This is a genomic window from Aquimarina litoralis (genome assembly GCF_039523995.1).
GTDB classification, from domain to species: domain Bacteria; phylum Bacteroidota; class Bacteroidia; order Flavobacteriales; family Flavobacteriaceae; genus Aquimarina; species Aquimarina litoralis.
This window is the reverse complement of the sequence record NZ_BAAAGE010000007.1, coordinates 105,276-126,552: the sequence shown is the minus strand read 5'-3', so window position 1 is coordinate 126,552 and position 21,277 is coordinate 105,276. Positions and strand designations below refer to the sequence as shown.

Here is a 21,277-nt window from a genome sequence, read left to right as displayed (position 1 = left end):
AGTCTAATTAACTTTATTTGAACCTTTTGTATACAGACGCGCACAGTATAATCAACGCAGCAACCCCAAATCCTAACAAAAACATCCAAAGATTATTAGATTGTGGGAGTAGTGTTCCAGTATCTCCAATAAGGATCATCGATGCCCAATAATGGGGTGATGCTTCTGCATCGGTATTGTTATGCAAGTAATTTAGTTTTGCGGTTCGTAAAGCTGCCGATTTGGTTTGTCCTTCGCTTAGGTTTTTATAAAAATCAGCAGTAATCGTAGCAGTCGCCTTATCATTGGTACTCCATAGAGATGGAATTACGGTATTTGCGCCAGACCGAAAAAAACTTCTAGCTAGGCTCAAAACACCTTCTCCGCTATGTACTTCTCCCAAGGAGGTGTTACAAGCACTTAACACTACCATATCTGCATTATTTCTTAAAAGATCAATTTCTGCATTGGTAATTTTTTCATTTTTAAAAGAGATCCATGGAGTAATCGAATCACTAGCAAAAGCATGAGTTGCTAGATGAACGATTTTATAGTCTTTTATTTCTTTAATAAAATTATCTTTCGTTGCTTCTTCATTTTGTAAAAGCTTACCAGAATATTGGTGGATACCAGATTCAATTTCTTGGATACTGTTGGGTAAGCTAGTAAGATCATTTTTGAAATCTTTTGGAGCTATACCTAAAAACTCTTGCGTCGCTATTCTTTTTCTTTCAGTGTTTTGTTTTTGAAACGATAACGAATAGGTATAGCTAATTTCATTTTGCTCTAATAGATAATTACCAGTATCTGTAATCAGTGCTTCAAACGGGAGATTGGATAGCAAATAATCCGGTACAATGGTAATTTTTTTATTTTTTAGTAACGATCTTACTTCTTCTGGGAAAAGAGAATGATATAATGTAGTTGCCTTTTTTTTAAAGCTAACGATATCTTCTTGGTTTCTAAAAGGTTTGTTTAGAAGCGCTCGTAAATCATGTATTTTGGTATGAAGATCTTCTGTATTCTCTAGTTTAAATAGCTTTTTAGCGTCTTTAGACAATACTAAACAATAGGTGTTTGGAAAAACGGTACCAATTCTTTCGGTCATCATGTATTGGATAACGATTTCATTATCTTTAATTACAATATCAGATAGAGGAATAAGTAATGCAGAAGATTGTCTTTCTTTTATATAATCTGGATATAGTGTTTTGATAGAATCTCTTAAGTGATATAGTTTTTCTTGCTTGTCGAGTAATATACTTTCGGTAATAGAATCAGTATTGATATTAGAAAGTTCTAGTTCTTTTCTTAAACCTGTAAGTTCTCTGAGTAAGGAATTTTCATGTTCTACAAGTTCTGAAGAAATCACTCCATTCTCTTTTAGGATGTCCTGTTGTAACAATAAGGCTTTGTTTTTTTCGGAAAGAAAAAAGCCGTATTCCACATCATCTGCTTCAAAACTTGCTTGTATACCAGAGGCATAAGTACCAGAAGCAATACTACGCCATAATAATTTGGAGTTGTCAGAATTAGTGCTTTCCAGAATGATACCTATTAATATGTCCGACACTTTTACAAGATCAATTGCTTTTTGATAATAAGACGTTTCCTTTTTTTGGATACCCCAATCTATATAATTGTCGATTATTTTTTTGAAAACTTCCAATATAAACATTGGGTCTTCTGTAAAGGATAATTTTTTTTTAGTTAATTTTGATAAAGCATTATCATAGGAGATCTCCATGTTTAAGAAAGATGATAATGATTTAAAATAGAATTTTTCTGCTTTAGCAAAATTACCAATAGAATTTTCAATTAAGCCTAAGCCAGAATAGGCAACACCTATATTATATTTATTACCTTTTGTTTTTTCTAAAGATAGACTGAACAACTTTTTGGCCGCCTCTTCATTTCTGTTTATCTTAGTTAATCCAAGATTATATAAAATCTTAGGGATGCTTTTGGAATCTTTAATTTCTTCGGCAATGGATAGTGCTTTTCGTATTTGTTTTTCTCCATTTATCGTGTCATTTAATATATCAAGATACCATCCTCCTAGGTCGTTGTAAATGAGTAATAGTCTACGTTGATTATTAGGTGTGTTCAATAATAGTTCTTCAGCTTTTTTCAGATGATTTAATCCTTTTTCAGCGTATTTTTCATTTCTTATTAGTCTATAAGATTTAGCAATTTGGATATGATTTCTTGCTAAATTTTTTTTATCTTTTTCTAGATAAGTAAATCCTTTTGTTAGATTGTCAATTGCGGAATAGGGATCTTCTAAAATGTTATAACATTCTCCAAGTTTTAAATATCCTCTTCCAATCAAATAATTGGTTTCTTTTATCTGAACTAATTCTTTATAAGTTTTTATCGAATTTCTATATTCTTGATCTCTTAGATAGTAAAGTCCTAAATTGTTATAACTCCGTTTTAATAGATCCGGGTTGAATGGAGTTGCTTTTTTTCTGGCTTCAACTGCCTGTTTTACAAAATCAATCGCGAGCTTTTTAGTGTTTTGGTTTTTACGAAGCCATCTGCCAATTTGTTGGGCGTCAGAGCCTAGTTGAGTGTGGTTTTCTGTTTTTTTATGTTTAGAAAGCAGTTGGTGATATAGAGTTATCTTTTCTTCAATAGCTATTGCTAGGTTATAAATGGAGTCTAATGATTTAGATATTTCTTGTGATAAAATTGTACTGGTATTAAAAACAAAAATAACAATCAGAATAAATAGATATTTATTCTGATTGTTATTTTGTATTTGGAATAATTTATTCAATAGTTCTTAGTTGAAACCATCATAATATCCAGCACAGGGTACTGGGATATTTACAGAATTATATTGAACAATTTTGAAATTTCCTATAATTATTTTAGATACCTGATTATAGTATTGCTTGTTGAGGTGGTCAATAATTACGGTTTCGTCTTCTTCATTTTCATCCATCACCTCGGTTACATTTGCTTGTTTTGGTAAAATTAAACCAGATGCACTAAATAAATTTTTATCATGACTTTTTACATCCCACATTTCTCTATTAAAACAAGCATTGCTTGGTACATTGGTTAAAGTGCTATAAACATTTTGTTTCATTAGATTTCGAACCGCATTTTTTTGTGTGTTTGATAATGATTCAGAGTAAAAAACAAAAACTTTGTCTTCCCATTCTGCATACATGTCAAATCGATTTTTTTGTTGTGCATCGGTAACATCCATTGTGTTTTCCTCTACTAATATTTCCTCTTCCGTAGAACAACCTTGTATTCCAATAGCAAAGATTGCAGCTACTAATAGTAATGTGATTTTTTTCATTTTTAAATGTTTTTTTGTTTTCAATATTCAATACTATATTCCCCGAACTATAAAAATGTTACTACGCGAAAGTAAAAAAAATAAATTTTTAAAAGATGTTTTAATAATTACTTCTTAAAAAGTAGTGCGAGTATCTTCATTTTATGATACTCTTCTTTTGTATAGGAATACAAATATTATAATTATTACCAGAATCACCAATCCGGTCCACAACATCCAAAGATTATTAGATTGTGGGAGTAGGGTTTCCGTATCTCCAATAAGGATCATCGATGCCCAATAATGAGGTGATGCTTCTGCATCGGTATTGTTATGTAGATAATTGAGTTTTGCGGTTCGCAAAGCTTTGGATTTGGTTTGCCCTTCGCTTAGGTTTTTATAAAAATCAGCAGTAATAGTAGCTGTAGCTTTATCATTGGTACTCCATAAAGATGGGATCACGGTATTAGCACCCGATTTAAAAAATCCTCTGGCAAGACTAAGAATACCTTCTCCACGACTTATCTTTCCTAAAGAGGTATTACATGCACTTAATACAACCAATTCTGCCTGACTTTGCAGTGAATTAAGTTCTAGATCCGTGAGTTTAGAATTTCTAAACGCAATCCATGGCGCTATAGAATCCGAGGCATCTGCGTGCGTAGCAAGATGTAGGATTTTATAATCTTTGATCTTTTTAATAAAGTTTTCTTTGGTAGCTTCTTGGTCCAATAATAAATCTCCATTATAAAATGCATTTGCAGCGGTGATCTCTTTATTACTGTTTTGTAATGCTGTTAAACCTTGTGGAAAATTTACCGGAGCAATACCCAAAAAATCCTGCGCTGCTGTTCTAGATATTTTAGCATTTTGCTGTTGGAACGTAAGCGAAAAGGCATAATCGATTTCGCAATCTTCGATGAGATAGTTCGTGTTATTTAAATCCGTTACTAAGGCTTCAAAAGGGATCATACCAAGCATATGATCTGGGATAATGGTTACTTTTTTACCCTTAAGTGTTGTTCGTATTTCTTTTGGAAATAAAGCATTATAAATATCATTAGATGTTTTTCTATAGATGGTAATGTCCTCTGCTGTTGTAAAAGGTTGGTTTAATAGTCTTCTGAGCGTTTTGATATTATTTAGAATATCGTCAATACCTTCTAATTTAAATAATTGATTTCCTGTATTTGTTATAATCATTCCATAACCGTACGGAGTGGTGTGTCCAATTCTTTCTGCCATAGTGTACTGAATGATAATCTCATTTTGCTGGGGTTTTATTTCGGATAAAGAAATCAATGTGGGTATTTCTTTTGCTAAAAAATGATTAGGATAATCACCTGCTATCGAATCTTGGAAACGTTCTAATGCAGTTTTTTGATCAAAGACAAGAATAGCAATAGAATCTTGTTGTTGCTCAGAGAGTCCTTGTTTCTTTTCTTCCAAAGAAGCGATGGAATTTTTAAATGCTAGTTCTTTTTCTAAGATAGCTTCTGGTAATTCTTCTTTACTTCTATTAAGATCTTGTAACAAGAGTAAAGCCTTGTTTTTTTCCATCAGGTAAAAAGCTTTGTCCAAAAGATTGGCTCGATAGCAAGCTTCTAAACCAATAACATAGATCTCTGAAGCTAAATCTCTCCAATGTAATTTACTTAAATACGAAGCGTCGGAGGTAATTATTAGTTCAATTAGTTGATCTGCAGTTTTTAAAGTCTTTAAAGCATTCAGATAGGAATTTTGATCTTCGAAATAAATACCTTTATCTAAATAAGTGTTGATTTTGGTTTTAAGAATTCCTAATAATAACCACTTTTCGTCAATTTTTTCTAACTGATCTGAATTAGGTTGAGTATTGAATTCGGTATTTTCTTGCTTAAAAAAGATATCGATACACTGTTTATAATATTTAAAAGCTTGGTGAAATTGTTTTCGTTTATAAGCCAATTTCCCATAACCAAAATATATAGATTTTAATAGTTGAGGTTTATGTTGCACCAGTTGAAGAGATCGGTCAAAATATTTTCTAGCATCAACGGTATCAATCTCTATATGAGCTAAACCTAAGTTATAATAATTGGAGCATAGGTAATTTGGCCGGTTTATATTTTTTGCTATTAATTCTGATTTCTTATAATAATTTATAGCTTTAGATAGTCCTTTTATTGAACGGGTTTTTAAATATTCTTCATCTCCATTGCTATGATAAAGGATAGCCAAATTTGAGGTAATGAGGTATTTGTCTTCTGGATCAGGTTTGGATATTTTTGTTACAAGGGAGTCTGCTATTAATAAGTGTCTTATGGCTTGTTGTGAAGTTTTTGTTTTTCCAATTTTCCTGTATGAAAAAGCTACCCTAATATGTGTATTTATGATTTTTTGTTTGTCTTTTTCAGAATCTAAATATTTAAAAACTTGTAAGCGGTTCTCTACTGCATTATAGGGGTCTTGTGTAATATCATAAATATCCGCTAAATGATTATAAGCTCTTATTTTTAAATAATTCTTTTCATTAAGATTAAGAACTTTTTCAAAGTTTTTTATTGCAATCTCATAATTTTTATATTTCTCTTGGAAATATCCTAAGTTAAATAAGCTATTCTTAATCAACTTTTGATCAGATGGGATTGCTTTTTTTCTGGCCGAAATAGCAAGTTCTGTATAGTATATCGTATTTTTTTTGTCTTTTTTTCGATAATACCATTTGGCAAGCTCATGAGCATCAGTCCCTAATTGTGTATAGTTATTGTTGTTTTTATAAGTTTTAAAAAGTGCGGTACAGAGTTTCTTTCTTAAAGTGTCACTCTCTACATTGGATATTATAGAGTCTAAAGTTGATGACAATTTCTGACTATATACTGAAGTTACAGACAAAAGGGAAAGACAAAAAAATAAGAAAGAGAAGCATGTTCCCTTTCTTATTTTTGTATAACTATTGATGAAATTCATTCGTTACAATTCGCCATGTAATGGAACTTCGTCACAAGAATCATAAAAACCAACTTTTGCTTTTAATGTGTAGATTCTATGAGTAGGATCATCTTCACTTGCTTTACTATCTGCATCTGTCGCATTATTTGTAACACTGTCAGTTCTAATTATCTTATATAACTGATCACAAGGTACCCTCCATTCTTCTACATTATAACAATCTTGATCATATAGTCGTAGAATATGAGTGAACCATTCTTGTGTGGCATAGGCATGAAAATCTTCTCGATCTTGTTGAGTCCAATCCGCAGGGAAACGCACGAAAAAGGCACAAAAATTACCGCCAGGAAACTTTGCATCATTTTCTGTTACCGTTTGCTCTAATTGATCTTCTAAAATGTTTTCTTCTGTAGAACAGCTTTGTATTCCAATCACAAAAACTGCAGCTACAATTAGTAATAAGACTTTTTTCATTTTTAAATGTTTTTTGTTTTCAATATTCATTAGTATATTCCCCAATTCTAATAAATGTTACTACGCGAAAGTAAAAAAAATTAACGTTAAAGATCTCTTAATGTCTATAAATGAAAAAGATCAATTAAAACTTCTCGTAGCAGGTGATAAAAAGGTGATACAGGATTTGTATATGCACCAGTTTCCCAAAATAAGAAGTTTTATCATAAATAATAATGGTACTGTTAGTGATGCAGAAGATATTTTTCAGAAAGCCTTGATGCAACTCATTGCCAGATATCGAGTAAAAGAATTTGTGGTAGAAGGGTCATTTAGCGGTTATTTTTATGTAGCCTGTAGAAATTTATGGCGTAGAGAACTAAATAAACAAAAACGTATAGTAACAAATGATGAGATCATAGAACGTAATAAAGAAGCTGAGGACATGACCATGGTGACACTAGAACAGGAAAAATGGGAATTGTTTCAGGAAAAACTAGCCGAGTTATCTGATAATTGTAAGCAATTATTACAAATGTTTTTTGATAAAGTGCCTTATAAAGAAATCGTAAACAAACTAGGGTACAATAGTGATAATGTGGTAAGACAACGTATTTTTAATTGTAAGTCGCAGTTGACAAAATTGATTAAAAAAGATAGTAGATTTAACCAAATCAAAGAATTATGAAGGATTATCCAATAGAAATTGATGATTACCTAAGTGGTAATATGTCGATATCAGAACAACAAGCGTTCGAGGAAAGACTTCGCACAGATACAGAACTTGCTCAGGAATTTAAGTTGCAAAAAGAAATGTTTACAATGTATGGGAATCAAAAATGGATAGAAGGAGATATGGATATATTAAAAACAGATCAGGCAAAACAATTGCAATCTTTTTTTAAAAGTGATAAGGCTTTAGAGATTAAAACAACCATTAATGAGGTCATTTCCGAAAACCGAACCAATGTAAATTCCAAAAGATTTTGGTTTATTGGTATTGCTGCTTCTATTGCTGTGTTACTTACGGTTTCGTTATTTGTTTTTAAGGATAAGAATTATGAAGAGTTGTACGCCTCTTACATTCATTTAGATGAAATACCATCTCTAGTAACTAGAGGAGAAGATTCTCATAAGTTATTAGAAGAAGCGCAATTGTTATTCGAAGCACAAAAGTATGAAGAAGCTACACGGTCTTTTTCAGAATATCATCAAAAAGAAACTACTATAAATCCACTAAGTTATATCTATAATGGTGTCGCCTATATAGAGTTGGGTAAATTTGATAGCGCCTTGGAACAATTTCGGCATTTAGAAGATTCCAATACCTTACAGGCTAAAAAAGCAAAATGGTATCGTGCTTTAGTCTTTTTAAAACAAAAAAATAAGACAAAAATTAAAGAAGTATTACAGATCATCCTAAGTGATACTAGTAATTATAAATATAAGGAGGCACAAGAATTATTGGATATGATAGATTAAGAGTAATTTATTCTATTCCGAGTGCCGTGAAAACTTATGAATTCCAAAGTGTTGTGTTGTTAAACAATCATCGGTTTTAATAGGATTAAAATTACCTAATTACCTATCTTTGCAGCTCAAATTTTAACAAGCTTAAAAATACGCAGCTATGCAAGACGGATTATACGCAAAATTTAATACTACAAAAGGGAGTATCCTTATAAACTTGGAGTATGAGAAAACTCCAGGGACTGTTGGGAACTTTGTTGGTTTGGCCGAAGGAAATATGGAAAATCAAGCTATTCCACAGGGAAAACCTTATTACAATGGACTAAAATTTCATAGAGTTATTCCGGATTTTATGATTCAGGGAGGAGATCCACAAGGAACTGGTGCTGGTGGACCTGGTTATAAATTCGATGATGAAATTCATCCAGATCTAAAGCATGACGGTCCAGGAGTGTTATCTATGGCTAATGCAGGACCAGGAACTAATGGTAGTCAGTTTTTTATTACGCACGTAGAAACAGCTTGGTTAGATGGGAAGCATACTGTTTTTGGAAAAGTAGTAGAAGGACAAGATGTTGTAAATGCGATTGCGCAAGGAGATACTATTGATTCTTTAGAGATTTTGAGAGTAGGAGCAGAGGCAGAAAGTTTTAACGCTGTAGAAACTTTCAGACAGTTTAATGGAGCTAAAGCAGAAAGAGAAGCAGCTGCCAAAAAGGCCGCAGAGCAATTACTAGAAGAAATTGCTGCTGGATTTGATAAAACAGATAGTGGTTTAAGATATAAGATTATCCAAAAAGGTGATGGTGTTCAGGCAGAAAAAGGAAAAACAGTTTCTGTTCATTATAAAGGAAGTTTAACAGACGGAACCGTTTTTGATTCTTCTTACAAGCGTAATCAACCGATAGATTTTTCATTAGGAGTAGGACAAGTAATTTCTGGATGGGACGAAGGAATCTCATTATTACAAGTAGGTGATAAAGCTCGTTTTGTAATCCCGCCAGCATTAGGATACGGAGAGCATGGTGCAGGAGGTGTTATTCCTCCAAATGCAACATTAATATTCGATGTAGAATTGATGGCTGTAAAATAATATAATTATAACTAATACAGAATACAAAAACCTCTGAATAGATTTCAGAGGTTTTTTATTTTGATCTAAAAATGAGCTACCCTACATAAAAATGTTGTTTTAACTCATAATTAACACTTTGTGTAAAGGGGTAAATGTTAATTTATTTTACAAAATTTGGAAGTTTTCCTAAAAAGAGTAAACTTTTCCGTCTATAATTTAGATATTTACAGTCCTTTTTGGAATAATAAACCAATAAAGAAACCCCGATTTTGGATAGTTATGAAGTGGATACTAATAGTTTTTTTAACATTTTGTTGTATAAATTACTCCTTTACGCAAGATAATAATGAAGCCATGGCGGCTATCAGAGACCAGATAGAAATCATAGATAGCTATATGGAGTCTGATGTTTTTTTTCTGGATCCTGAGGAATTTTTGGATCAGATAGCGGATCACGGAGCAGAGCTTAATGGATATTATGAGCATGAACGCCTAAAGAAGATTATTCGTAAAATAGGTATGCCTAATGCGATGGTAATTACCGTTTTCTATTTTTGGAATGATCAACTAATACACGTGAATTACAAACAACGACAGTATATGGAAACCAAAAATGCTGATGGTCTTGTAATCATGGATTACTCTAATGCTTTTACCAAATATGAATCTCAACATTTCTTTGATAAAGGAAAAGAAATTTATAAAGTTGTTTCTGGAAATGCTGTAAAAAATATAAAGCCCGAAGAGACTTTTGTTTCTTATAGTCTGCGGATGAAGGCTTTGCTGGATAATAAATTTAAAAACAGGAATACCTATGAAGCATTACAAGGGAAATGGGTAAATGTTCAATTTCCTGATGAGCATATGATTTTTGATGAAACTATACGTTTTAATTTTAGAGATGGAAAATTTCTAAAGCGGTTGAAAGTGAAAATAAAAGATGATGTGATGTATTGCTCCTCTCCGAAAGATCAGTACATTTATCGATATGAAATTGAATCTTTGAATGCTGTAGAATTGGTGGTGAAAGATTTACAAGATGCGTCAGCTAGTTTAGTTTTTTATAAAAAAGTCGAGTAAATATTATGAATCTTAGATATCCAATTGGACAGTTTGAATGTCCATCCAAGATTACCACATAACATATTACAAATTGGATACGGGATATAGAGAGTTTGCCAAATAAAATTGAAACACTTGTAGCTAATTTTAGCGAACAACAGTTAGAAACTCCTTATAGATCAGGTGGCTGGACTGCAAGACAAGTAATTCATCATATTTATGATAGCCATCATAATGGTTATATTCGTTTTAAATGGGCACTTACCGAGGATAATCCTGTCATAAAGCCCTATTTGGAAGATCGATGGGCAGAACTGTTCGATACCAAATCTGCTCCCATCCATCTTTCACTAGATTTGATAAAAGCATTGCATGCGAAATGGGCGTATTTCTTAAAAGGATTGTCTTCAGAAGATTTAGAGAAATCATTTATTCATCCCGAAGGTGATGTTGTTATCTCGCTAGCTGAAGATATTGGAATCTATGCTTGGCATGGTAATCATCACTTGGCACATCTTCAGATTGTAGCGGGAATTGAAATGTAAAAGGTTATTATTACTGCTTCCATTTTATATTACAACCAATACTAGGTTTTTGAACTTCAGAAACGGTTGCATTTCGCAATACGGCATCCAAAGCTTGTCTAAGATCACGACCGTTCACTGGAATTCCATTTCCAGGTCTAGAATCGTCTAGCTGACCACGATAGATCAATTTTAATTCTGAATCAAAAAGGTAAAAATCAGGCGTGCAAGCAGCATCATATGCTTTTGCTATTTCCTGAGTTTCATCGTATAAATATGGAAACGAATAATTGTTTTTCTGTGCGGTTTTCCACATAAATTGCGGAGCATCTTGAGGATGGTTTTCGATATCATTACTACTAATAGCAACAAAACCAAAACCTTGTACCCGATAATCGTTGGCAATTCTTACAATTTCCTCGTTTACGTGTATCACAAAAGGACAATGATTGCAAATAAACATGATTACAGTACCTTTTTCACCTTTAATATCATCAAGTGAGGTTGCATTATTTGTAACAGCATCGACAAGCGTAAAATCGGGAGCTATAGTGCCTAATGGAAGCATATTAGAAGGTGTACGTGCCATAATCTTTGTTTTTATGAGGTTTCGAAATTACAATATTATACTTTATAAGTCTAAAAATTGTTATCTTAGTTACATTTCAAAATATAAAATTATGAGAACTTTAGAAACTTGGTTTGCGGAGTATGCAGTAAGCCATCAAAATAAAACAAATATCCTTATACATTTTATCTGTGTTCCTGCTATTTACTTTTCGATTGTAGGACTTCTCATGAGTATTCCTAACGGATTTTTAGCTTCTATAATTCCGGGGAACAACCAGTTTATAGAAAACTGGGCATTTGTGGTACTGCTATTTGTATTGTTCTTTTATGTAAGGCTATCTGTAAAAATGGCATTACAGATTTTGATTTTTTCTGCACTCTGTATTATCGCTAATTATTACATAGGTCAATATGCTCCCTTATGGATGGTTTCTTTAGGGATATTTATGGCTGCATGGTTAGGTCAGTTTTACGGACATAAATTAGAAGGAAAAAAGCCTTCTTTTCTTAAGGATCTTCAATTTTTATTGATCGGGCCAGGATGGGTTATCCAAAAAATGTTCGGAAAAAAATAATATGAATTTACAGGATTGGAAGAATTCAGGATTATATTTCAATTATAAGAATCATGAAATTTTCTATAAAAAAGAAGGTAAAGGAGATCCTTTAATCCTAGTACATGGTTTTCCAACTTCTTCTTGGGATTGGCATAAAATCTGGCATCGTTTAGTTGATCACTATCAGGTTTATACAATAGATATGTTAGGCTTTGGTTTTTCATCTAAACCCGAAGATTTTGTTTACACGATAGGTGTTCAGGTAGATATTTGGGAAGCATTTTTGCTTTCTCAAGGGATTTCTTCAATCCATATTTTAGCTCATGACTATGGAGATACGGTGGTTCAGGAAATGTTGGCCAGAACAAAAGAGAAGGATATGTATCCTTTGCATATCAACTCTGTTTGTTTTTTAAACGGGGGTATGTTTCCCGAAACTAATTTCCCTACACTTACGCAAAAATTATTACTAACACCACTAGGAGGTTTGTTAAAGCATTTTATGGGACGCCATACTTTGGCTAAAAATTTTAAAAAAATATTTGGAAAGGATACCCAGGCTAGTAAACAAGAAATTGATGACTTTTGGGAAACGATAGCCTATAATTCTGGTAAAAATGTAATTCCAAAACTTATTAAGTATTTAAAAGAACGAAAGGTTTATAAAATCCGTTGGCGAGAAGCTTTACAATATACAGATATTCCGAAAAGATTAATAAATGGGGGTGTGGATCCAATTTCCGGGAAGCATATGGCAACTTTCTACAAGGAAAACATTCCTGATGCTGATGTGGTAATTTTAGAGACTATTGGTCACTATCCTCAAACAGAAGCTCCAAATGAAGTTTTACATCATTATTTCAAGTTTAGAAATAATGAATAGTTACTTTTTTAGTTCGTTAAATATAACTTCACTATTCGTTTCCACTTTGGAGATGTGTTTAGAACTATTGTCCCAATCAAGAGGAGTCCAGTGTTTTGGGTATTTAAAGATTACTTCTTTGCCAATTAACTTTTTCTTTAATAATGAAATTTTGAGTCCTCTTTCTAATCCACGATTGATATAAAAGACATCGCTATTATTCTCTAGTTTAAAAACAATATCTTTTGTGCCTCCTTCGTAAACATTGGATACGATACCCTTTTGAATCAGTGCTTCATCTTCAGATACTATAGGAACAGGTCCAATAATTATCACAACTATAACGCATAAAGCAATAAAGGAAAATGAAAATCCAATGAAAAATCTACTCTTCATGTGTTTTATTTTAATCCATTGAAGATAAGTAAATTATTACATTTCGTCGCTAAAGAATATAGCATTCATTAGTAATTTATTGGTGCCATACCAAAATGCTCTGAAATTGGTATTGTCAGTAAATAAAATAGTATTTCCTCTGCCTAAACTTTGATGTCTAAAGGGAATTGTACTTGCTAATGAGTCTAAATTCTTTTTACTAATATATCCGCTTAATAAAGGAGATTTGGTGTACTGAATAGGATTATTGTAGCTTTGTTTATCAGATTTGATGAATAAAGTAGTATTTCTAAATAGGGAAATTTTATCATTTTTATAGCCAAAATTGATAGGATGAGACCTGTCTGTTTTTGCTTCAAAAATGGCACCACCAATTACTTGAGCTCCGAAGAAATCTCTTCGTTGTTCGAAAGATATGTTGTTAGCATTATTTTCTGGTTTAGAAAACTCAATTTTCATAAGCTCATTGTTCTTAAAAAACTGTGCAGCATTTCTATATCCAATTAGAGTTCCTCCATTTCTGATCCAAGTTTTTATTTTGTCGATCACATTCTTACTCATGCTTTGATTCCAGCTATTTGGTAGAATGATATGCGTGTATCTAGATAAACTTCTTCTTTCTAAAGATTCTGTATTTAGTTTTGTTATTGGGATGTTATAACGTTGATCCATTACATGCCATATTTCTCCTGCGTCATATGGTGTAATTCCGTTTCCTGTTAACAATGCAATTTTTGGTAAACTTAATGCTCTAAACTGGCTACTTCCTAGGTCTATTCCTGAAGTTAAACCGGTTGAAACTCCAGTGATATCTACATGATTTTCTACAGCTAGCTGTTGCAAAAATGTATGGAGTTCGTCTGCATTTAGTCTTTGATTCTGAATCGGAATCATAATAGTTCCATAGTCGTAGCTTTTGTTTTCAACAGAAAAAGGTGTCATTCCTACTTTAGCTCTTAATCCCTTCCTAAGAATCTTATATAAAACCGCTGGAGTATAATACTCATGCCACTCCATAAGATATGCATAGTTACTTTTTGTAATTGTAATAGGTTTTCTGAACTCTAAATTAGTGACTTCATTACCTAATTCTGAATTAGAGGATCTTTCGCTATAATCCAAATTAAAAGCTAGTGGGAATGTCCAAGCTGATACATCATAAAATAAACTATCTTTAAACGTAGTCCTTTTCTCGAACATAGCTTTAATCAAGCGACTTTGCTTTTGATTTTTTGGGACGATATAACTGTATCCTTTTTTGAATCTTTTGCCGTTTGAAGAAATATCATTTTTTAATTCATAAAACGAAACCTGATGTCTTTTTAGGATTTCTGCGAGGTGATATGCCGAGGCAGCATCTTTTTCGTTTCCAAAAAGATAAGCGCCGTTTTCAGCTTCTCTGCGCGCGTCGGAATAGAAATTCTTTTGATATTGTAATAACTCAGTACGCATAGATTTGGCAGCATCTAGGGTAGATAGTATTGCGGTAAACTGATTTCTAATCGTAAATGGAAAAGTTAGTATTCCGTTGTCACTTTCCTGAGCATGACCGCGAGAACTTCCTTGTTCGAATAAAATACCAATTCCCCCATTAATGTCTGGAAATGTAGAGCCTTTTCCATAGTAGAAATCATCAAAATTTTCTTCTGTATAATACAAAGATCCGATTTTATTAAAGGCGTCGGCATGATAGTTACCAATTTTTTTTGTGAGTTCCTGATTTAACTTTGGTGTTAATGGATGGGTTCTTGATTGTATTCCTGGTTGAAAGAAAAACGTGCTATTAGTTCCCATCTCATGATGATCGGTTAAAACGTTAGGATACCATTTATGAAAAGTAGCTATTCTAGCTCTTGATTCTGGTAATTGTACAGGTAACCAATCACGATTCATGTCAAACCAGTAGTGATTTGTTCTTCCTCCTGGCCAAACCTCGCTATATTCTCTATCCTGAGGATCAGGGTTGATGTTTTTACTTTTATTAGTATTTGCCCAGTAAGAAAATCGCTGCAAGCCATCAGGGTTAAGAGATGGATCGAATAAAATAACAACGTTTTCTAATAGCTCGTCAATTTTGGGTCCTTGTGCAGCAGCGAGATAATACGCTGCTACTAAACCTGCATTAGATCCACTGGGTTCGTTACCATGAATAGAAAGTCCTTGATATACGATAGCAGGCATCGATGAGATATCTTTTGTATTAGAAGTACTTGTTGTGAGTTCTAGATGTTCCTTTCTAATTTTTTCAAGATTCTGATGGTTTTTCTCTGAAGTAATGGTTAGAAGAATCAGAGGTCTATCTTCAAAAGTTTTTCCGCGATCTTCAATAGTAATTCTAGATGAAGCTTTTGCTAAACTTTTCATGTACTCCACCAACTTATCATGTGTAACATGCCATTTACCGGGAACGAAACCTAAAACACTCTGTGGAGTAGGAATGTTAGGATTGTAAGATACATCTTTTGGTAAATAATAATCTAAAGAAAGATTTTTTTGAGCAAAAGAAGAAAGGGATAAAATTGAAAAAATAATAGATAAGAAGTACTTCATAGGAATAGAATCTGCGATTGTTGAGTTTAATGCTGTCGAAAATAAAAAAAACCGCTTCAGAGATTGAAGCGGTTTGCATAAGTTTAACATAACTTATTATTCTTATATATCGTCAAAGCTTACATCTGTAAAACTTTCAGTAGAAGCAGTTACTTCTTCATTAACTGAAGCCGATACCGTACTGTGGTCATAAGACTTCTGATAATCTCTTTGATGTCTCTCACTGATTACCTCTTCACCTTTTTCATTAACGATAAAATCGGTCATTTCATTTAATATCTCAGTGAATCCAGCAAAATCTTCTTTGTATAAATAGATCTTGTGCTTTTTGTAATGAAAAGATCCGTCATCGTTAGTGAATTTTTTACTTTCTGTAATAGTTAGATAATAATCCCCTGCTTTTGTCGATCTTACATCAAAGAAATAGGTTCTTCTACCTGCTCTTAAAACTTTTGAGAAAATTTCCTCTTTGTCCAACATTTCATTATCGCTCATAATCCTTATTTCTTAATTAATTAGTCTGTTACGATGGAATCAAAAATCCAAAAAAATTGTTAATCGTACAACAAAATATCAAATTTCTTTTTCGCTAAGCTGTTTTAGATACAGTTCTTTGTAGTATCCATCGACCTCTAATAGTTGATTATGAGTGCCTTTTTGGATAATTTTTCCTTCGTCTAATACGATTATTTTATCTGCATTTCTCGCTGTAGAAACACGATGACTTACGATAAAAGTAGTCTTGTTTTCAGAAATTTTATGAAGATTATTCAGAATTTCTTCTTCTGTTTCCGTGTCCACGGCAGACAAACAATCATCAAAAAGTAATATCGATGGATCTTTAATAATGGCTCTGGCAATGGATACACGTTGTTTTTGTCCACCGGATAAAGTAATTCCGCGTTCACCTAAAACTGTATCATATCCTTTACTGAATTCTACAATGTTTTTATGAACCGCAGAGTTTTTTGCGGCTTGGATTACATCATCATCTGAGGCGTCTGTTTTTCCAAACTTAATATTGTTTCTAATAGAGTCGCTGAATAAAAATGCATCTTGCGGCACATATCCAATTGAGGATCTTAAGTCGATGAGGTTTAATTTTTGAATAGAAGTATTGTCTACTTTTATTTCTCCATGACTTACATCATATAATCTTCCTAATAAATCCAAAATAGTGGATTTTCCAGATCCTGTTTTTCCGATTATGGCGATAGTCTGGCCAGAATTGATGGAAAAGCTAATATTTTTTAAAGCTGTAATATTTGTATCATCATAAGTAAATGAAACGTCATCAAATACGATATTACCCGTAATTGGTGTCTGTGTAGTTACCGTATTTGTAATTTCCGGTTCTTGGCGTAAGAACTCATTAATTCTTACCTGAGATGCTTCTGCTTGTTGAATAATTGAGGTAACCCAACCAACAGTGGCAACCGGCCAAGTGAGCATGTTTACAAAAATGATAAACTCCACAATGATTCCAAGATCTTTTATGGTGCCATTAATATACTGTTGCCCTCCTATATAGATGACCAAAAGATTACTTACTCCAATAAGAAGGACCATTAATGGGAAAAATAGCGCCTGAACTTTAACCAGATCGATATTTTTTTCTTTACTGGTGTTAGATAGCTCAGTAAAGTTGGTGAGTGTTTGATTTTCTATTCCATACGCTTTAATGACCGAAATACCGCTAAAAGATTCTTGTGTAAATGTGGTGAGTTTTGATAAATACTGCTGTACGATTGTACTTCTTTTATGAATAGCAACACTAAGTTTATAGATTGAAATAGATAAAATAGGTAATGGTGCGACGGTGTAAAGGGTTAATTGTGGAGCAATTGTAATCATATAACCAATAACAACTACAAACAATGTTATTGTGTTTACGCTATACATAATCGCGGGGCCTACATACATTCGTACTTTGGAAACATCTTCGCTAATACGATTCATTAAATCCCCAGTTCTATTTTTTTTATAAAAATTAAGAGATAATATTTGATAATGTTCGAATACCTCATTTTTTAAATCGAATTCTATAAATCGAGAGACAACGATAAAAGTCTGCCTCATTAAAAAGGTAAAGAAAGCTGCAATAAGAACCGAACCAAGAATTAATAAAATGTTAGTAATTAATCCTGATTTTACCTCGTTGATATCCGTAATACTATGATTGATATATTGCTCTACGATCTCTACAGAGTCTCCTACAAATTTAGGAACAGCAACAGCAAAGATTCTAGCAATAATGGTAATGAATAAACCAATTAAGAGGCGATATTTGTATTTTAGAAAGTACTTGTTTAAATGCCGTAATGCACGCATAAAGTATTGATTTTTAGAAACCCGATTATTAACAAATTCTTAAAATTTAATAACAAAAAATTTTAAATTCGTAAAAATACATTATTTTAGCACTCCAATTTTGACTATTATTTAATAATAACATTTTAAAATTTCTGAAAATGATAACTGAAGTGCTTACTGCAAATCAATTAAAAAAAGAAGCTCCGGTATTTGGACAATTGTCTTTTAATGATCACGAACAAGTTGTTTTTTGTCAAGACAAAGATACAGGATTAAAGGCAATAATTGGTGTGCATAACACAATTTTAGGACCTGCTTTGGGAGGTACTAGAATGTATAATTATCATACAGAATGGGATGCATTAAATGATGTTTTACGTTTGTCTAGAGGTATGACGTACAAAGCTGCGATCACTGGTTTAAATCTTGGTGGAGGTAAAGCGGTAATCATTGGAGATCCAAAGACGATCAAAACACCAGCATTGATGAGACGTTTTGGAGAGTTTGTGCATACCTTGGGAGGAAAATACTACACTGCAGAAGATGTTGGAATGGAGACTTCTGATATGGATACTGTTAGAGAGGTTACTCCTTATGTAACAGGTATCTCTGAAGAAAAAGGAGGAGCGGGTAATCCATCACCAGTAACTGCTTATGGAGTGTATATGGGAATGAAAGCATCTGCTAAGTTCGCTTATGGAACAGATAATCTAGAAGGCAAAAAGATATTGGTGCAAGGAATAGGTCATGTAGGAGAGGAGTTAGTTCGTTTGACTGCAGAAGAAGGTGCCAATGTAGTTATAGCAGATATCAATCAAGAGCGTTTAGAGCAAGTAAGTGCCGCATACGGAGTTGATATATACAGAGGACAAGATTTATATGCAGAAGAAGCAGATATCTATGCGCCTTGTGCTTTAGGAGCTACTATAAATAACGATACTATAGATAAATTGAAAGTAAAAGTGATCGCTGGAGCGGCAAATAATCAATTGGCTACCGAGAATATCCATGGACCTTTATTACAAGAAAGAGGTATTGTTTATGCTCCTGATTTCTTAATTAATGCAGGAGGTATTATTAATGTATATGCAGAAATTGAAGGGTACGGAAGAGAACAGATTAAATCTAAAACCGAAAATATTTACAATACAACATTAGATATTTTGAATAAAGCAAAAGCTACAGGGATGACTACTAATGCTGCGGCAATGAGCATTGCTGAAGAAAGAATTGCTTCTAAAAAAAATAGCAAATAATAGGAATCTAAAATTTACAATATAATAATGTAGGTTTTAGAACTTGTAGAATAAAAATAATAGTATTTTTGCAGGGCGAAAGTGAGAACCACTTTCGCCCCCTTTTTATTAATGTTCTTTGTAATTTCTTATGTTAACCAGAAGACATATTCGAGTTAAAGTAATGCAGTCACTCTACGCAATGGAGCAGACGCAAAGTGATAATTTAGATAAAGAAGAAAAGTTTTTACTCTTTAGTATCGATCAGATGTATGATTTATTTCTTATTAACCTGCAGCTTTTGGTAGAAATAAGAAAACATGCGGCTGATTTTGTAGAAAAAAGTCAGAAAAAATATTTAGCTACTTCAGAAGAGAAAAATCCAAATTTAAAGTTTATCAATAATGAAGTTCTTTTATTGCTAGAAAAGAATCTAGAATTAAAAGAAGCTATGGATCGCAAGAAATTAAATTGTTGGGATCTAGATGACGAGTATGTAAAAATACTTTGGAAAGAAATTAAAAAGAGTGAACTATACTCAGATTACATGAGTACAAAGATGAGCTCTTTTAAAGAGGATAAAGATTTTATTCTTGATGTATTTAAAGAGATTATAGCTCCTAATGAAAAGCTCTATGAATATATAGAGGATCAAAAACTTACCTGGATTGATGATCTACCGCTTGTAAACACTGGAATTATCAAAATGCTCAGAAAAATCAAAAAAACACATGATGAGCATATGTCATTACCCAGTCTTTATAAAGATATCGACGACAAAAAGTTTGCAAAAGATATTTTTAGAAAAACTGCCTTAAAAGGAGTAGAGTTTGCAAAAGAGATAGAAGGTAAGACACCAAATTGGGATAAAGACCGAATTGCAGAATTGGATAAAGCAGTGATTAAAATGGCAATTTGTGAGTTCCAAAAGTTTCCGTCAATACCTGTAAAAGTAACAATTAACGAATATTTAGAGATTGCAAAGGAATATAGTACTCCAAAGAGTAGTATATTTATCAATGGAATTCTTGATAAAATATCAAAAGAGTATCAAGAAAACGGTAAATTAAATAAAGTTGGCCGTGGACTTATGTAGTTCAAAAAAAATAGTATTTTTAACCCTCAATTAATTAAAAACCCAAGTAATGAAAAAAGGAATCTTAATTTTGGCTGGTGTTTTTGCTTTGACATTTATGTCTTGTAAAGATAATGCAGCAGAAAAAGTTAAAGAAGAAAATGTAGCAGATGCTGCAGATCGTGATGCAAAAAACACAGATTTTCCTGTAATGACTTTCTCTGAAACAGAGCACGATTTTGGAACTATCAACGAAGGTGATGTTGTAGAGCATACATTTACATTTACAAACACAGGTAAAGCTCCTTTAGTAATTGTAAACGCAAAAGGTAGTTGTGGTTGTACAGTTCCTGAGTGGACTAAAGAACCAGTAGCACCAGGAGCAACAGGATCTATGTTAGTAAAGTTTAACTCTAACGGAAAGCCTAATGCTCAGAACAAACAAGTTACTATTACTGCAAACACTGAAGCAGGAAAAGAAATCCTTAAGATTAAGGCAATGGTAACTCCTAAAGCTAAGCCAGTTAGCGGAACTCCTGTAAGTGAGTAATATTTATGGAAGGATTTGGAGGACAGTTACCTTTTATACTTCTGATATTTGTAGTGATGTATTTTTTTATGATACGTCCACAAATGCAAAAGGCTAAAAAGGAGAAGAAATTTGCTGAAGAACTTAAGAAAGGAGATCGTGTCGTAACAAAAAGCGGTCTTCATGGAAAAGTTTTTGACTTCAGTGAAAAAAATAATGCCGTTATTATCGAAACTGGATCAGGAAAGCTAACATTTGATAAATCTGCCATTTCACTAGAAATGAGTCAGAAATTAAATGCTCCACCTGCAGAAAAGAAAAAGTAATAAAGGCTATAGCTAAAAAAAAGCGTCGTATTTTATATACGACGCTTTTTTTATGAATAATATTTTAGTTGTGTA

20 protein-coding genes are annotated in these 21,277 nt (G+C 32.7%); 11 read left to right on the top strand and 9 right to left on the bottom strand.

The window, feature by feature from the left end:
- Positions 1-13: 13 nt before the first annotated feature.
- From ABD077_RS23755 to ABD077_RS23740, 4 genes are all read right to left on the bottom strand, one after another.
- Positions 14-2,761, bottom strand: a complete 2,748-nt coding sequence (locus ABD077_RS23755) for a CHAT domain-containing protein (protein ID WP_343914698.1) — start codon at positions 2,759-2,761, stop codon at positions 14-16.
- 6 nt (positions 2,762-2,767) lie between these two features.
- Complete coding sequence (locus ABD077_RS23750) at positions 2,768-3,295, bottom strand: hypothetical protein (protein ID WP_343914697.1); 528 nt, start codon at positions 3,293-3,295, stop codon at positions 2,768-2,770.
- Between the two features lie 141 nt (positions 3,296-3,436).
- Positions 3,437-6,118 (bottom strand): CHAT domain-containing protein, encoded by a 2,682-nt coding sequence (locus ABD077_RS23745; RefSeq protein ID WP_343914696.1) that lies wholly within the window; start codon positions 6,116-6,118, stop codon positions 3,437-3,439.
- Between the two features lie 108 nt (positions 6,119-6,226).
- Positions 6,227-6,679: a hypothetical protein gene (locus ABD077_RS23740; protein WP_343914695.1), complete on the bottom strand. Its 453-nt coding sequence runs from the start codon at positions 6,677-6,679 to the stop codon at positions 6,227-6,229.
- Between the two features lie 100 nt (positions 6,680-6,779).
- Here ABD077_RS23740 and ABD077_RS23735 point away from each other — a divergent pair, with 100 nt between their 5' ends.
- The 5 genes from ABD077_RS23735 (at position 6,780) to ABD077_RS23715 (ending at position 10,810) form a co-directional block, all read left to right on the top strand.
- Entirely contained in the window at positions 6,780-7,346 is a 567-nt protein-coding gene (locus ABD077_RS23735; RefSeq protein WP_343914694.1) for an RNA polymerase sigma factor, read from the top strand.
- Positions 7,343-8,140 carry a tetratricopeptide repeat protein gene (locus tag ABD077_RS23730; RefSeq protein WP_343914693.1) on the top strand — a complete coding sequence of 266 codons (798 nt, stop codon included), beginning with the start codon at positions 7,343-7,345 and terminating at the stop codon, positions 8,138-8,140. Before ABD077_RS23735 ends, ABD077_RS23730 begins: the two co-directional genes overlap by 4 nt.
- Positions 8,141-8,288: 148 nt before the next feature.
- Positions 8,289-9,221: a peptidylprolyl isomerase gene (locus ABD077_RS23725; protein WP_343914692.1), complete on the top strand. Its 933-nt coding sequence runs from the start codon at positions 8,289-8,291 to the stop codon at positions 9,219-9,221.
- A 261-nt stretch (positions 9,222-9,482) separates the two neighbouring features.
- The gene (locus ABD077_RS23720; RefSeq protein WP_343914691.1) at positions 9,483-10,283 is read left to right on the top strand and encodes a hypothetical protein; all 801 of its coding nucleotides are present in this window, start codon (positions 9,483-9,485) and stop codon (positions 10,281-10,283) included.
- A 65-nt stretch (positions 10,284-10,348) separates the two neighbouring features.
- On the top strand, positions 10,349-10,810 hold the full coding sequence (locus ABD077_RS23715; RefSeq protein WP_343914752.1) for a YfiT family bacillithiol transferase: 462 nt from the start codon (positions 10,349-10,351) through the stop codon (positions 10,808-10,810).
- Between the two features lie 10 nt (positions 10,811-10,820).
- On the opposite strand, the gene ABD077_RS23710 is transcribed toward ABD077_RS23715, so the two are convergent.
- On the bottom strand, positions 10,821-11,378 hold the full coding sequence (locus tag ABD077_RS23710) for a thioredoxin family protein (RefSeq protein WP_343914690.1): 558 nt from the start codon (positions 11,376-11,378) through the stop codon (positions 10,821-10,823).
- A gap of 91 nt (positions 11,379-11,469) precedes the next feature.
- On the opposite strand from ABD077_RS23710, the gene ABD077_RS23705 reads away from it, so the two are divergent.
- A complete protein-coding gene (locus ABD077_RS23705) occupies positions 11,470-11,934 on the top strand; it encodes an Mpo1 family 2-hydroxy fatty acid dioxygenase (RefSeq protein WP_343914689.1) in 465 nt (154 codons plus the stop codon).
- A gap of 1 nt (position 11,935) precedes the next feature.
- A complete protein-coding gene (locus ABD077_RS23700; RefSeq protein WP_343914688.1) occupies positions 11,936-12,799 on the top strand; it encodes an alpha/beta fold hydrolase in 864 nt (287 codons plus the stop codon).
- Here ABD077_RS23700 and ABD077_RS23695 read toward each other — a convergent pair whose 3' ends face one another.
- The 4 genes from ABD077_RS23695 to ABD077_RS23680 all read right to left on the bottom strand — a co-directional run bounded on the left by ABD077_RS23695 (position 12,800) and on the right by ABD077_RS23680 (position 18,055).
- Entirely contained in the window at positions 12,800-13,174 is a 375-nt protein-coding gene (locus ABD077_RS23695; protein WP_343914687.1) for a hypothetical protein, read from the bottom strand. It lies immediately after the preceding gene.
- A 36-nt stretch (positions 13,175-13,210) separates the two neighbouring features.
- Positions 13,211-15,724 (bottom strand): M14 family metallopeptidase, encoded by a 2,514-nt coding sequence (locus ABD077_RS23690; protein WP_343914686.1) that lies wholly within the window; start codon positions 15,722-15,724, stop codon positions 13,211-13,213.
- Between the two features lie 102 nt (positions 15,725-15,826).
- Positions 15,827-16,219, bottom strand: a complete 393-nt coding sequence (locus ABD077_RS23685) for a PUR family DNA/RNA-binding protein (protein ID WP_343914685.1) — start codon at positions 16,217-16,219, stop codon at positions 15,827-15,829.
- A 78-nt stretch (positions 16,220-16,297) separates the two neighbouring features.
- Positions 16,298-18,055 (bottom strand): ABC transporter ATP-binding protein, encoded by a 1,758-nt coding sequence (locus ABD077_RS23680; protein WP_343914684.1) that lies wholly within the window; start codon positions 18,053-18,055, stop codon positions 16,298-16,300.
- A 140-nt stretch (positions 18,056-18,195) separates the two neighbouring features.
- Here ABD077_RS23680 and ABD077_RS23675 point away from each other — a divergent pair, with 140 nt between their 5' ends.
- The 4 genes from ABD077_RS23675 to yajC all read left to right on the top strand — a co-directional run bounded on the left by ABD077_RS23675 (position 18,196) and on the right by yajC (position 21,202).
- Positions 18,196-19,293: a Glu/Leu/Phe/Val family dehydrogenase gene (locus ABD077_RS23675; RefSeq protein WP_343914683.1), complete on the top strand. Its 1,098-nt coding sequence runs from the start codon at positions 18,196-18,198 to the stop codon at positions 19,291-19,293.
- 163 nt (positions 19,294-19,456) lie between these two features.
- Positions 19,457-20,368 (top strand): transcription antitermination factor NusB, encoded by a 912-nt coding sequence (nusB, locus tag ABD077_RS23670; protein WP_343914682.1) that lies wholly within the window; start codon positions 19,457-19,459, stop codon positions 20,366-20,368.
- Between the two features lie 49 nt (positions 20,369-20,417).
- The gene (locus tag ABD077_RS23665) at positions 20,418-20,897 is read left to right on the top strand and encodes a DUF1573 domain-containing protein (protein WP_219009918.1); all 480 of its coding nucleotides are present in this window, start codon (positions 20,418-20,420) and stop codon (positions 20,895-20,897) included.
- Between the two features lie 5 nt (positions 20,898-20,902).
- Positions 20,903-21,202, top strand: a complete 300-nt coding sequence (yajC, locus tag ABD077_RS23660; protein ID WP_299609368.1) for a preprotein translocase subunit YajC — start codon at positions 20,903-20,905, stop codon at positions 21,200-21,202.
- Positions 21,203-21,277: the final 75 nt, after the last annotated feature.

Bases quoted from the DNA above. Each gene is read 5' to 3' on its own strand.
- ABD077_RS23720 (WP_343914691.1), top strand. From the start codon at position 9,483: ATGAAGTGGATACTAATAGTTTTTTTAACATTTTGTTGTATAAATTAC.
- ABD077_RS23665 (WP_219009918.1), top strand. From the start codon at position 20,418: ATGAAAAAAGGAATCTTAATTTTGGCTGGTGTTTTTGCTTTGACATTT.
- ABD077_RS23740 (WP_343914695.1), bottom strand. From the start codon at position 6,679: ATGAAAAAAGTCTTATTACTAATTGTAGCTGCAGTTTTTGTGATTGGA.
- ABD077_RS23730 (WP_343914693.1), top strand. From the start codon at position 7,343: ATGAAGGATTATCCAATAGAAATTGATGATTACCTAAGTGGTAATATG.
- ABD077_RS23685 (WP_343914685.1), bottom strand. From the start codon at position 16,219: ATGAGCGATAATGAAATGTTGGACAAAGAGGAAATTTTCTCAAAAGTT.
- ABD077_RS23725 (WP_343914692.1), top strand. From the start codon at position 8,289: ATGCAAGACGGATTATACGCAAAATTTAATACTACAAAAGGGAGTATC.
- ABD077_RS23680 (WP_343914684.1), bottom strand. From the start codon at position 18,055: ATGCGTGCATTACGGCATTTAAACAAGTACTTTCTAAAATACAAATAT.
- yajC (WP_299609368.1), top strand. From the start codon at position 20,903: ATGGAAGGATTTGGAGGACAGTTACCTTTTATACTTCTGATATTTGTA.
- ABD077_RS23675 (WP_343914683.1), top strand. From the start codon at position 18,196: ATGATAACTGAAGTGCTTACTGCAAATCAATTAAAAAAAGAAGCTCCG.
- nusB (WP_343914682.1), top strand. From the start codon at position 19,457: ATGCAGTCACTCTACGCAATGGAGCAGACGCAAAGTGATAATTTAGAT.
- ABD077_RS23735 (WP_343914694.1), top strand. From the start codon at position 6,780: ATGTCTATAAATGAAAAAGATCAATTAAAACTTCTCGTAGCAGGTGAT.
- ABD077_RS23690 (WP_343914686.1), bottom strand. From the start codon at position 15,724: ATGAAGTACTTCTTATCTATTATTTTTTCAATTTTATCCCTTTCTTCT.
- ABD077_RS23710 (WP_343914690.1), bottom strand. From the start codon at position 11,378: ATGGCACGTACACCTTCTAATATGCTTCCATTAGGCACTATAGCTCCC.
- ABD077_RS23705 (WP_343914689.1), top strand. From the start codon at position 11,470: ATGAGAACTTTAGAAACTTGGTTTGCGGAGTATGCAGTAAGCCATCAA.
- ABD077_RS23700 (WP_343914688.1), top strand. From the start codon at position 11,936: ATGAATTTACAGGATTGGAAGAATTCAGGATTATATTTCAATTATAAG.
- ABD077_RS23750 (WP_343914697.1), bottom strand. From the start codon at position 3,295: ATGAAAAAAATCACATTACTATTAGTAGCTGCAATCTTTGCTATTGGA.
- ABD077_RS23695 (WP_343914687.1), bottom strand. From the start codon at position 13,174: ATGAAGAGTAGATTTTTCATTGGATTTTCATTTTCCTTTATTGCTTTA.